The sequence below is a fragment of the Pseudomonas sp. B2M1-30 genome (assembly GCF_025447575.1).
Lineage (GTDB): Bacteria > Pseudomonadota > Gammaproteobacteria > Pseudomonadales > Pseudomonadaceae > Aquipseudomonas > Aquipseudomonas botevensis.
Map to the genome: position 1 here is coordinate 116138 of NZ_JAOEJT010000012.1, position 12027 is coordinate 128164.

The window sequence follows — 12027 nt, forward strand, 5'->3', positions numbered from 1 at the left end:
TGTGGGGGCGGGCAAAGGGATCAAACAGTGGCTCAGGTGGCAGCGGTTGATGGCTGCAGTTGGCGCTGCGCCAGCCAGATTTCCTCCTGCAACCACTGGCTGAACACCTGCAACTGCGGCATCTGCGCCTGTTCCGGCCGGGTCACCAGCCAGTACGACTGATGCCCGTCCACATGCACATTGAGCACCTGGGTCAACTGCCCGCTCGCCAGTTCCTGGGCGACCATGTGCCAGTCGGCAATGGTGATGCCCAGACCGTCGGTCGCCGCCTGGATCGCCAGGTCGAGCAGATCGAACTCGTAACCGCCCTGGGTATCGACGCCATGGATGCGCGCGGCGTCGAGCCAGTGCTTCCAGGTCAGGTAGCGCTGGTCTTCCTTCGCCAGCACATGCAGCAGGGTCAGGCGATTGAGGTCGATGCCCTGCTCGCCGCTCTCCCGGGAATACAGCGACGGCGCGCACACCGCGATGTGCCGTTCCTGAATCAGCAACGAACTGTCGAGCCCGTCCCACTCGCCATTGCCGAAACGGATCGCACAATCGAGGGTGTTGGTTTCCGCCAGGCTGTCCTGCAAACGGGTGGTGATGCTCAGCTCCAGTTCCGGGTGCTGCTCACGCAAGCGCCCCAGACGCGGCATCAGCCAGCGACTGGTGAAGGTCGGCGGCGCATTGATGTGCAAGCGGTTGGAATGGGTTTTCTGCTGGATGCTGCGCACTGTCAGCTCGATCTTGTCGAACGACTGATGCAGCGCCCGCAGCAGAATCTTCCCGGCTCCGGTCAGTTCCAGATGATGGTGCCGGCGCTCCAGCAGACTCTCGCCGAGCTGCTCTTCGAGCTGCCGGACCTGACGACTGACCGCACTCTGTGTCACGTTGAGCAGCTCGGCGGCGCGGGTGAAGCTGCCGGTGCTGCCGGCCACTTCGAACGCTTTGAGCGCATTCAGGCCGGGCATTTTGCGTTTCATGAAAGGCACTCGAAAACCACTGACAAGGCGTCAAGCATCCCACGACTGTGCCGGACTGTCCTACAGGATTTTCCGAGTAACATGCATTCGACGCAGGTTTGCCCGCCGTTTTTATCGTTTGTTCAACACCCGGAGGATGGCAAGACTGCGCGGCATCTCTAATAAAAACAATCGAGAGCCGCTCCATGCCCTTCCCTGCTTCCCTGCGCCTGCGCACGACCTCCATTGTCCTGTTTTGCAGCGTTGCTGCTCCGGCGATGGCCGTACAAGTCACTGACAACCTCGACCTCGGCGGTGCCATCCGCGCACGCTGGGACGTGGACCCGGATCGCGACATTCAGAAGTTCGGTCTGGACACTGTTTTTCTCAGCGCCAAGTACAACTCCGACACCTGGATCGGCGAGGCCCAATACCGTTTCTACGGTCGCTCCTACCCCTACCAGTACACGAAAAACTACGGCGACATCCGCTTCGCCAAGTTCGCCTGGGCCGGCTACAAGTTCAATCCCGACCAGCAGGTACAAGTGGGTCTGAACACCGTGCCGTTCGGCTTGCAGCCGTACTTCGGCAGCACGTTCTACGAAACCCTGGGCAACGTCATTGGCCTGGAAGATGTGCAACAGGTCGGCGCCAAATACATCCAGCAAAGTGGCGACTGGAACCTCCAGGCCGGCTACTACCTGCGTCCGGCCTGGCAAGGCAAAGGCACCAGCAAGGGCGTGACCTACTCCAGCGTGGTGTCCGGCGCCGACAGCTACGTGGCCGACGGCAGCGACAACCAGGAGCGCAACACCGTGGTGCTGCGTGTGGCGAGGGCGTTCGATCTGGGCTCGTGGAAATCCGAAGTCGGCGTCTCCGGGCTGACCTCGACCCTGGAGAACAAGGACACCGACAACGACGGCCGACGCAACGCGGTCGCCGTGCACTACCTGGGCAAGAACGGCCCATGGGGCGTGCAACTGCAAGCCGCGCGGCAGCAGATGTCGCCACGCAACGCCGGCACCGATGAAGTGGTCACCCTCGGCGGTTACGACGGCACCTACAACGTCGCCAGTCGCGGCAATCTGTATGTCGCCGACCTGAGCTATGACGTCGACGGCAAATACCTGTTCGATCAGATCAGCGGGATCAAGCTCTACGCCAACTACAGCGCCTTCGACAAATCCGCCAGCGACTTCAAGACCTCCCAGCGAATGATCCTCGGCAGTTCGTTTTCGGTAAGCAAACTGTGGGTCGCGGCCGAATGGCTGATCGGCAAGAACGACCCGTACATTGGCGGCAGCAGTTACACCCAGAGCCTGGGGGCCGGCGGGTCGGATCAGTGGGAAAACCAGGTGTACGTGAACGTCGGGTATTACTTCTGATCCTGCTCTTCAGCGCCTGAACGTCAGTCTTCGCGGGCCAGTCTGCTCCCCCATCGGAATGCGTTGTCCAGTGGGAGCGGGCTTGCTCGCGAAGGCTTCAACACAAACACCACTTGCCTCCAGCCCCCCATCAATAGTCAGATATCCCCCTCAGCCATTTCCCACAATAAAACCGGTCACCAAACCGGCCAGGGAGTTCTGCCTTCATGCGTCAACTGCCCTCGCTCAACACCCTGCGCGTGTTCGAAGAAGTCGCGCGGCATCGCAGCTTCAGTCAGGCAGCCATCGGACTGAACGTCACCCAGGGCGCGGTCAGCCGCCAGATCAAACAACTCGAAGACTATCTCGGCGTGGCGCTGTTCGTGCGCACGCCGCAAGGGCTTTCACTGACCGATGCCGGGAGCAGTCTGTCGCCCCATCTGGCCGAAGCCTTCGACCACATCGAACGCGCCCTGCAAGCGGTGCGCGTGCCCAATCTGCGCCAGCGCCTGCGGGTCCTGGCGCCGCCGACCTGGGCCACCCGCTGGTTGTCGCCGCACCTGCGCGCATTCTGTCAGCGCTACCCGGACATCAGCCTCAGCGTCACCAACCACGCCAGCCACGAAAGTCTTGCGGAGATCGACTGCCACATTCGATTCGGCCTGGCAGCGGCGCCCCATTGTGTGAGCCGGTTGCTGGTAATGGAGCGGCACATGGCGGTCGCCAGCCCGGAACTGTTCGCGGGCGATCAGGCACCGGATCTGCGGCAGTTTCCGCTGCTGCACATCCTGCATGACGGCAAGCGCCTCAAGGTCTGGGAAAACTGGCTGGCAGCCATGGGCCGAGAGGATGTGGATGCCGGGCAAGGTCTGGAATTCAGTACGCTGGATCAAGTGATCCACACGGCACTGGCCGGTGGCGGACTGGCGGTGATCGACCGGCAGATGATCGAGAAGGAACTGGCCAACGGCAGCCTGGTGCCGATCACGCCGATTGAAGTGATCGGACCTTACGGCTATTGGCTGGACGTGGCGAATGACAGGCAGGGGTTGTCGAAAGTGAAGTTGTTCACTGAGTGGCTGAGCCTCGTCAGCAATCCCTGAGTTGAACTTGAAAAGTCCCTCACCCTCCGGGCGGTCCGACGTTTCGGGAGGGCTGGAGTGAGGGTTATCGTCGGCACAGGCAACCCACATCTTCTAGGCTGAACCGGACAACCCAAGCTCCGGAGAAGACCATGCACCTCGAAGGCTCCTGCCACTGCGGCGCGGTTTCGTTCAGCCTGACCAGCGCCCACCCCTACCCGTACCAACGCTGCTATTGCTCGATCTGCCGCAAGACCCAGGGCGGAGGCGGCTATGCGATCAACCTCGGCGGCGACGCCAGCAGCCTCAAGGTTCGCGGGCGCAAACACATCAGCATCTACCACGCGAAAATGAAAAACCCCGGCGACCAACGCACCCACCGCAGCAGCGCCGAACGGCATTTCTGCTCACTGTGCGGCAGCGGCCTGTGGCTGTTCAGCCCCGAGTGGCCTGAGCTGATTCACCCCTTCGCCTCGGCCATCGACACGCCACTGCCGGTTCCGCCGGAACACACCCACCTGATGCTCGGCTCAAAAGCGCCGTGGGTGGAAGTCCAGGCCAGACCCGCAGATCAACAGTTCGAGGTCTACCCCGAAGAATCCATCGCCCAATGGCATGAGCGGCTGGGCGTGAGCTGTTGAGAATAGAGTTCATTTAATTGAGGCATGGCAGTTCCCCTTCGCGTTTTTCGTTCGGTTAACCCCTCAGCAGCACTTCAACTACCGATCGATTCGATGCAAAGGGATCTCCATGTCGCACGTCCGTTTCCATTTCGCCCTGCGCCCGCTGGCGCTGGCCTTCCCGGCCGCCCTGCTGAGTCTGGCCGCCAACGCCGCTGAAACCGTCGCCAAACCAGAGCAACCGCTGCAACTGGGCGCCACCAACATTTCCGCCCAGGGCCTCGGCGCTACCACCGAGGGCACCCGCTCCTACACCACGGGCTCGACCTCGTCCGCCACCGGCCTGCCGCTGTCGCTCCGCGAAACCCCGCAGTCGGTGACGGTGATCACCCGCCAGCAGATGGACGACCGTGGCGTGCAAGGCATCGGCGATGCGCTGCGCAATACGCCGGGCATTTCGACCCAGAAGTACGACAGCGACCGCACCGAGTTTTCCGCCCGGGGGTTTGCCATCACCAACTTCCAGTACGACGGCATCAACATTCCGTACGACGGCGTGTACGGGGAAAACCCGAACAACGGCGATGACGCCGCCAGCATCGACCGGGTGGAAATCATCAAGGGCGCCACCGGGTTGATGACTGGCTCGGGCGACCCATCGGCCACGGTCAATCTGATCCGCAAGAAACCGACCAAAGAATTCAAGGCCTCGATCAGCGGCACCGTCGGCTCGTGGGATGCCTACCGCACGGTGGGCGACATTTCCGGCTCGCTGACCGACTCCGGCAATGTGCGTGGACGCTTCGTCGGCGCCTATTCGGACAAGAATTCCTACCTTGATCACTACAGCCAGAAGAAAGACCTGTTCTACGGCATCCTCGAAGCCGACCTCAGCGACGACACCCTGCTGACCTTCGGCATCGACAAATCCAGCACCACGCCGCGCGGCACGTCCTGGACCGGCAACCCGGTGTATTTCGCCGATGGCGGTCGCACCGATTTCCCGCGCCACTTCAACTCTGGTGCAGACTGGAGCCGTCGCGACTTCGACAACATCACCTACTTCGCCTCACTGGAACAGGCGCTGGCCAATGACTGGAAGTTCAAGGTCAGCCTCGACCAGAAAACCACCGACCACGACACCCGCCTGGCGTCGGCCAGCGGCGGCAATCCGGATCGCGCCACCGGCCAAGGCATGTTCCTGTACTGGGGTCGCTGGGAAGGTCATCGCGTGCAGAACACCGCCGACGTCAACGTCTCCGGTCCGTTCACCCTCGGCGGTCGTGAACATGAGCTGGTGGCGGGCGTCATGACCGCGCACTCACGCCAGACCGGCGCAACCTACGATACCAGCGCCTTCGAACTGGTCCCGGGTAGCATCTACGACTGGAACGGCGACCTGCCGAAACAGAACTTCCCGAAAAACGGCAAATACGAACGCATCCAGAGCCAGAATGGCGTCTACCTGGCCACCCGCCTGCACCCGACCGACGACCTGTCGGTGATCCTCGGCAGCCGCCTGAGCACCTTCAAGTACAACGAAGACTATCGCTACAACGCCGGTGCCGGCCTGGACGACACCCACGCCAGCTACAAGGAACATGGCGTCGTCACGCCGTACGCGGGCCTGGTCTACGACCTCGACGACACCTACTCGCTGTACACCAGCTACACCAGCATCTACCAGCCGCAGACCTACAAGGACGCCAACGGCTCGACCCTCGCCCCGGTCGAGGGCGACAGCTACGAAGCCGGCCTGAAAGCGGCGTACTTGGACGGCCGCCTCAACGCCAGCCTGGCGTTCTTCCGCATCGAACAGGACAACGTCGCCGAATCGATCGGCACTAACCCGGTGACCAACGAAGGCATCTACAAAGCCATCGACGGCGCCACCACCCAAGGCGTGGAACTGGAACTGGCCGGCGAACTGGCCGACGGCTGGAACGTCTCCGCCGGCTACACCTACGCCCGCACCCGCGACGCCGACGAACAACGGATCTACGGCTACCCGCTGTCGACCACCAAACCGGAACACGTGGTGCGCACCTTCACCACCTACCGCCTGCCCGGCGCCCTCGACAAATTCACCGTTGGCGGCGGCGTGAGCTGGCAGAGCGCGTTCTACGGCAAAATCTACAGCGCCCCGGCTGGCGACTACACGCGGATCAAACAGGGCGGCTACACCCTGGTCGACCTGATGACCCGCTACCAGTACGACGAATACCTGAGTTTCACCGTCAATGCCAACAACGTGTTCGACAAGAAGTACCTGACCGGTCTGGGCAACTTCGACACCACGTTCTACGGTGAGCCGCGCAACCTGATGCTGACCACAAAATGGGATTTCTGACCTCGGGAGCACGCTGAATCCGACTTAACAGTCTTTGACAGTTTCCCGACAAAGCTGTCAAAGATTGCCGCTCGACACCCGCCTAGCATGGGCACCCTCACATTCCCTTCGGGTGCCTCATGCCGGTTTCATTTCGCACGTTCTCACTGTCTCTGACCTCCCTCTGCCTGCTGCTGCCCACCGACGCCCTGCGCGCCGAAGACTGGCAAGCCTCCCTGCGCGCCGGCGCCGCCAGCGTGCCCCGTTACAGCGGCAGCGACGAGCAAGTGCTGACACCATTGGCGGGCGTCGAAATCGTCAGCCCCTACGGCGTATTCCTCGACAGCCAGCGCGGCCTGGGCTGGGGCTTCGACGAAGACGACTTCGGCCTCAGCGTGTACATCGGCGCCAGCGACGTGCGCAAAGACCGCCGCTCGAAATACAAGGGCTCGGACCACCTGGAGGGCATGGGTTCCATCAAATCCCGCCCGGTCATCGGCCTCGACGGCACCTACCACATGGGCCCCCTGATCCTCGGCGCCACCTTCGAACACGCGCTGGAAAAAGACGACGATGACCACGACACCGGCTCCTCCTGGAACCGCCTCAAACTGAGCATCAGCGCGCCGTTGTACGAAGGACGCTTCGGCAAAGTGACGGGCAGCCTGAACAGCCAGTTCGGCGATGGCGACTACATGCGAACCTGGTACGGCGTCAGCACCGGACAGGCCTCACGCAGCCGGTTTCGTGCGTATGACGCCAGTGGCGGGCTGATCAGCCGTGGGGCGGACCTGACCTGGTCGTTGCCGATTGATGAGCACTGGAGCGTGTCGTCCATGCTGTCGATGCAGTACCTGAGCCACGAAGCGGCGGACAGCCCGATTGTCGAACGGCGGATGCAGACATCGCTGGTCGGGCAGGTGATCTACACCTTTTGAGGGATACGGAGGGAGAGGGAACTGACCGGTGTGGCCAAAAGAACATGTACACCCACCAGAACCAGGCCGGCCCCAAGGCCGCCTCCACGGGCAAGCCCACTCCCACAAAAAGCAAAAGCAAAAGCTCAGTCCAAATAAACCCAGGTCATCCGAAACGAAGCCCCACCCCAGACCGAGTCCCCCACCTCCACCTGCCCCCCATGCGACTGCGAAACCCGCCGCACCAGCGCCAACCCCAGCCCAAACCCACCGGTGCGCCGGTCCCGACTCGCATCCAGCCGCGAAAACGGCTGAAAAATCTTCTCCCGCCCCTCCACCGGCACCCCCGGCCCGTCATCGTTGACCTGCACCTCGTACAGATCCCCGACACGCACCAGCGACACCTCGACCCGCTGCTCGGCATAACGAATCGCATTGCGCAGCAAATTGATCACCGCCCGCGCCATGAACCGCGGCTCGATCCTCACCTCGTCGACCCCACATTCGCCGATCGACAACTGCACCCCGGCAGCCTCCGCCTCCAGCGCCACGCTGCCGACCACACTGTCGAGCCAATTGGCCGCCTGAATATTCTCGCGGGTAATCACCGTCGCCCCGCGCTCGAGACTGGCGTAGGTCAGCAACTCGGAGACCATTTCCTCCAGCTCACCGAGGTCGGCATACATATCGGCGATCAGTTCACGATTCTGGCTGGCGTCCGGCTGCTGCTTGAGCTGATCGAGTTCGAACGACAGCCGCGCAATCGGCGTGCGCAGCTCATGAGACACCGCGTTGGTCAGCTCGCGCTGATTGGCGATCAGACCCTCGATGCGCGCCGCCATCAGGTTGAAGTGTTCAGCCAGGTCGCGAATGTTCGAGCGCTTGGACAGTTGAATGCGCACCGACAGGTCGTTGTCACCGAAACGCTCGGCGGCCAGGCGCAGTTTTTCCAGATCCCGCCAGTGCGGGCGCACCCAGAAGAACAGGACAATGCCGATCATCACCGCGATCATCAGGTAGGCCCCGGCAATGTAGAACGGCATCAGGCTCGGCTCCGCCGGCAGTTTGATGCTGAGCAGTTGCGGGCCGCCGTCGATCGAAGCGATGTACTGGGTGTACTTGTCGCGGATCACCAGCAGACCACGGGCCAGTTCGGCCTGTTCCTCTTCGTTCAGCGCCAGTTGATCGGCCTGAACCAGGGTCAGGCCCAGGCCGTAGTGCGGACGGATCGCCTGCAGGCGTTGTTCCCGTCCCGTACTGTCCAGCCCGCGCAACTGTTCGGTCAGCGTCCAGGCCTGACCGCGCACGGCTTCGCGGTTGTAGTCCTGCATCTGGTAGTCGAGCAGCGCGTCGAACGTGCGCTCGACGGTCTGCAGCGCGACGACCAGCCCCAGGGTCATGACCAGAAACAGCCCGAGAAATAACCGCAGCATCTACAACTCCCACGCAAACGGATTGAACAGGTAACCCTTGCCCCACACGGTCTTGATGCATACCGGCTCACGGGGGTTGTCCTTGAGTTTGTTGCGCAATTTGCTGATGTACACGTCGACACTGCGATTGAGACCGTCGAACGCGATGCCGCGCATGCGATTGAGAATGTCATCGCGGGAAAGGGTCTGCCCGGCGGCACTGGCCAGCAACCACAGCAATTCGAACTCCATGGTCGTCAGCTCGATGTTTTCCCCGGCCAGGCGTACTTCCCGGCAACTGCGATCGATGCTCAAGTGACCGAACTCCAGCGCGCTGACCACGCCGCTGTCCGGCACCTGGCGCCGTTGCAGCGCCCGCAGGCGGGCGAGCAGCACTGGCGGCTTGATCGGTTTGATCACGTAATCGTCGGCGCCGGACTCCAGCCCCAGAATGTGATCGAGGTCATCTTCCTTGGCGGTGAGAATGACAATCGGCGTGTCCGACACGCTGCGAATCTCGCGGCACACATGCAGCCCGCTCTGCCCCGGCAGCATCAGATCAAGCACCACCACTTTGGGCCGGAACTCAAGAAAAGCGGCCACGGCCAGATCGCCGCGATGCACCGTGCGCACCTCGTAGCCGTGTTGTTCGAGGAAATGTGCGATCAGCGCGGCGAGGCGCTCATCGTCTTCCACCAGCAGGACTTTGCCAAAACCCAGGTTATCCATAACGACCGTCTGCGACCCCAATCTCAAGTGGGCGACATTATGGCGGCATTCACGACTGGGGCGTTTGTCGCGGGCAGCAAAAACCGGCCGCTGGGGCCGGTTTTCCGTGATGTTTCATACTCTTAAGAGTTTTTAACAGTTTGTATCTCAGGCCGCGACCGGCACACCGCTGTGGAAGCGGAATTCCTCGTCCGGCGACTCGATCAGTTCCTGCTCGGCGGCGCGGACTTTCTCGATCACCTGAGCGATGTCCTTGGCGTCACCGTACTGGTAGGCCAGTTTCAGATAACCCTGAAAATGCCGCGCCTCGCTTTTCAGCAGGCCGAAGTAGAACTTGCCGAGTTCTTCGTCCAAATGCGGCACCAATGCTTCGAACCGCTCGCAACTGCGCGCTTCGATGAAGGCGCCGACCACCAGGGTATCCACCAGTTTCACCGGTTCATGGCTGCGCACCACCTTGCGCAGGCCCGAGGCGTAGCGACCGGCGTGGAGCTGGCGCAGTTCGATCTTGCGTCGCTTCATCAGGCGCATGACCTGTTCGTGATGCACCAGTTCTTCCCGGGCCAGGCGCGACATCATGTTGATCAGATCGACATGGGAATGGTACTTGGCGATCAGGCTCAACGCCGTGCTGGCGGCCTTGAACTCGCAGTTCTTGTGGTCGATCAGCAGGGTTTCCTGATCGGCCAGCGCGGCCTGAACCCAGGCATCGGGGGTGCGACAGCCAAGGAATTCGTGAATTTCGGGAAGGATCATGGGACTCACGGTTTAAAGGGGTTCGAGCGAAAGGCGCCGATTATACCGGGCTGTCCGCAGACCACCAGCCGCCAGCGTTGATATGCATCAAGTCGCGGGCGCGGCGGCAGGAACTATAGTTGTGCAACGCCGTGCCTTTTCATTGCTGGAGACTCCGCTCATGCAAGCCATTCGCAGCATTCTGGTAGTCATCGACCCTGAACACGCGGAAAGCCTGGCGCTCAAGCGCGCCAAGCTGATCGCCGGGGTGACCCAGGCCCATCTGCACCTGTTGGTGTGCGACAAGAAGCACGACCATGCCGGCATGCTCAGCGTGCTCAAGGCTGCGCTGCTGGCGGACGGCTACAGCGTCACCACCGAACAGGCGTGGAACGAAAGCCTGCACGAAACCATCATCGACGTGCAGCAGGCCGAAGGTTGCGGGCTGGTGATCAAGCAGCATTACCCCGACAGTTCACTGAAAAAGGCCCTGCTGACCCCGGCCGACTGGAAACTCCTGCGCCACTGCCCGACCCCGGTGCTGCTGGTGAAAACCGCCGGTTCCTGGAAAGACAAAGTGATCCTGGCCGCCGTCGACGTGGGCAATGCCGATGGCGAACACCGCCACCTGCACACCACCATCATCGACCACGGTTTTGACATCGCCAGCCTGGCCAAGGGGCACCTGCATGTGATCGCCGCTCATCCGTCGCCGATGCTCTCGGCCGCCGACCCGACCTTCCAGCTCAAGGAAACCATCGAGGCACGTTATCGCGAGCAATGCCGGGCGTTCCAGGCCGAATTCGATATCGACGATGCACATCTGCACATCGAGGAAGGCCCGGCGGACGTGCTGATTCCGTTCATGGCGCACAAGCTCGAAGCGGCGGTGACCGTGATCGGCACCGTGGCGCGTACCGGGCTGTCAGGGGCGCTGATCGGCAACACCGCCGAAGTGGTGCTGGATGCGCTGGAAAGCGATGTGCTGGTGCTCAAGCCGCAGGAGGTCGAGGATCATCTGGTGGAACTGGCGGTGAAGCACTGAGTTTTGGGGCGTTTGAAAGTCCGTCTTCGCGGGCCAGCCCGCGAAGTGCCCGGGCTTCAGCCGCCGAGGGCATCCTTGAGGAAACCGGGCGCGATGTAGCGCTGATAATGCGCTTCCGACAGCAGGAAGAATTCCCGATCAATGGCGTCGCGCAGTTCCGGCAGGTTCCAGTCACGAAACTCCGGCATCAGCACCATCCCGTAGGCTTCCAGATTAATGATCACCCGCGCGCCCCGGGCGATCAGCTGGTAGGCCCAGCAATATTCCGACTGATGCGGCACGAAGCGGATCTTGCGCTGTTCCAGTTGCTGGCGCAGCAGCCCGCGATCGAACACCTCGACCTTGCTCGCCATCACTTGTGACAGCAATTGCTCCAGACGCAACCAGACGGCGGTCTTCTGCTCTTCGTCGTAACCGTTCCAGTGAATCACTTCATGGTGGAAACGCTTGCAGCCACGGCACACCAGGTCACCGTAAACAGTGGAGCAGAGGCCGACGCAGGGGGTCTTGATGGTCTGATTGGGCATAAATCGGGTTAACACTGAAACGCGGAACAGGTCGGCATGGTAGTCCTTTACCGGACAGACATCACCCCTCAAACATCAGGGTCTGGCGCCCGACCGGACTTTGCCCCGCCCGTCACCCCCGCCACCAAAGTCCAATAGAAGCCGACTTACCTTTAAATTTTTTTTGCCGTAGAATCAGCCAGCCTTTTTAGGCGCCAATGTCCGTTAGAAGCTGTTTTCAAAGCGTCACGAGCACAGTCGTTCCTTCAGAGCGGTGTTGGCGAAGGGTTTTTCCAGCGGGGAAAAGCCCAACGCCAACCCTCATCAGCTCCCCGTTCTGCAGG

The 12027-nt window shown here is 61.7% G+C and carries 11 protein-coding genes; 6 read left to right on the forward strand and 5 right to left on the reverse strand.

All coding sequences use genetic code 11. The features are described 5' to 3' along the window. Nucleotides 1-32: 32 nt before the first annotated feature. A complete protein-coding gene (locus tag N8H74_RS21830; protein ID WP_262150195.1) occupies nt 33-965 on the reverse strand; it encodes a LysR substrate-binding domain-containing protein in 933 nt (310 codons plus the stop codon). A 185-nt stretch (nt 966-1150) separates the two neighbouring features. Here N8H74_RS21830 and N8H74_RS21835 point away from each other — a divergent pair, with 185 nt between their 5' ends. From N8H74_RS21835 to N8H74_RS21855, 5 genes are all read left to right on the forward strand, one after another. After that, nucleotides 1151-2329, forward strand: a complete 1179-nt coding sequence (locus N8H74_RS21835; RefSeq protein WP_262150197.1) for a hypothetical protein — start codon at nt 1151-1153, stop codon at nt 2327-2329. 206 nt (nt 2330-2535) lie between these two features. Continuing rightward, complete coding sequence (locus N8H74_RS21840) at nt 2536-3411, forward strand: LysR substrate-binding domain-containing protein (protein WP_262150198.1); 876 nt, start codon at nt 2536-2538, stop codon at nt 3409-3411. Between the two features lie 131 nt (nt 3412-3542). Next, complete coding sequence (locus tag N8H74_RS21845; RefSeq protein ID WP_262150200.1) at nt 3543-4031, forward strand: GFA family protein; 489 nt, start codon at nt 3543-3545, stop codon at nt 4029-4031. Between the two features lie 109 nt (nt 4032-4140). Beyond that, nucleotides 4141-6360, forward strand: coding sequence for a TonB-dependent siderophore receptor (locus N8H74_RS21850; protein WP_262150202.1), 2220 nt, complete (start codon nt 4141-4143; stop codon nt 6358-6360). A gap of 119 nt (nt 6361-6479) precedes the next feature. Then, nucleotides 6480-7277: a MipA/OmpV family protein gene (locus tag N8H74_RS21855; protein WP_262150204.1), complete on the forward strand. Its 798-nt coding sequence runs from the start codon at nt 6480-6482 to the stop codon at nt 7275-7277. A 125-nt stretch (nt 7278-7402) separates the two neighbouring features. Here the strand turns inward: N8H74_RS21855 and N8H74_RS21860 are convergent, their stop codons facing one another. From N8H74_RS21860 to miaE, 3 genes are all read right to left on the reverse strand, one after another. Next, entirely contained in the window at nt 7403-8689 is a 1287-nt protein-coding gene (locus N8H74_RS21860; RefSeq protein WP_262150206.1) for an ATP-binding protein, read from the reverse strand. After that, the gene (locus N8H74_RS21865) at nt 8690-9397 is read right to left on the reverse strand and encodes a winged helix-turn-helix domain-containing protein (RefSeq protein WP_217834134.1); all 708 of its coding nucleotides are present in this window, start codon (nt 9395-9397) and stop codon (nt 8690-8692) included. Nucleotides 9398-9544: 147 nt separating this feature from the next. Beyond that, nucleotides 9545-10153, reverse strand: coding sequence for a tRNA isopentenyl-2-thiomethyl-A-37 hydroxylase MiaE (gene miaE / locus N8H74_RS21870; RefSeq protein WP_217834133.1), 609 nt, complete (start codon nt 10151-10153; stop codon nt 9545-9547). A gap of 160 nt (nt 10154-10313) precedes the next feature. Between miaE and N8H74_RS21875 the strand changes: the two genes are divergently transcribed. Continuing rightward, nucleotides 10314-11177 (forward strand): universal stress protein, encoded by an 864-nt coding sequence (locus tag N8H74_RS21875; RefSeq protein WP_217834132.1) that lies wholly within the window; start codon nt 10314-10316, stop codon nt 11175-11177. Between the two features lie 56 nt (nt 11178-11233). Here the strand turns inward: N8H74_RS21875 and N8H74_RS21880 are convergent, their stop codons facing one another. Continuing rightward, a complete protein-coding gene (locus N8H74_RS21880) occupies nt 11234-11704 on the reverse strand; it encodes a DUF1289 domain-containing protein (protein ID WP_217834131.1) in 471 nt (156 codons plus the stop codon). Nucleotides 11705-12027: the final 323 nt, after the last annotated feature.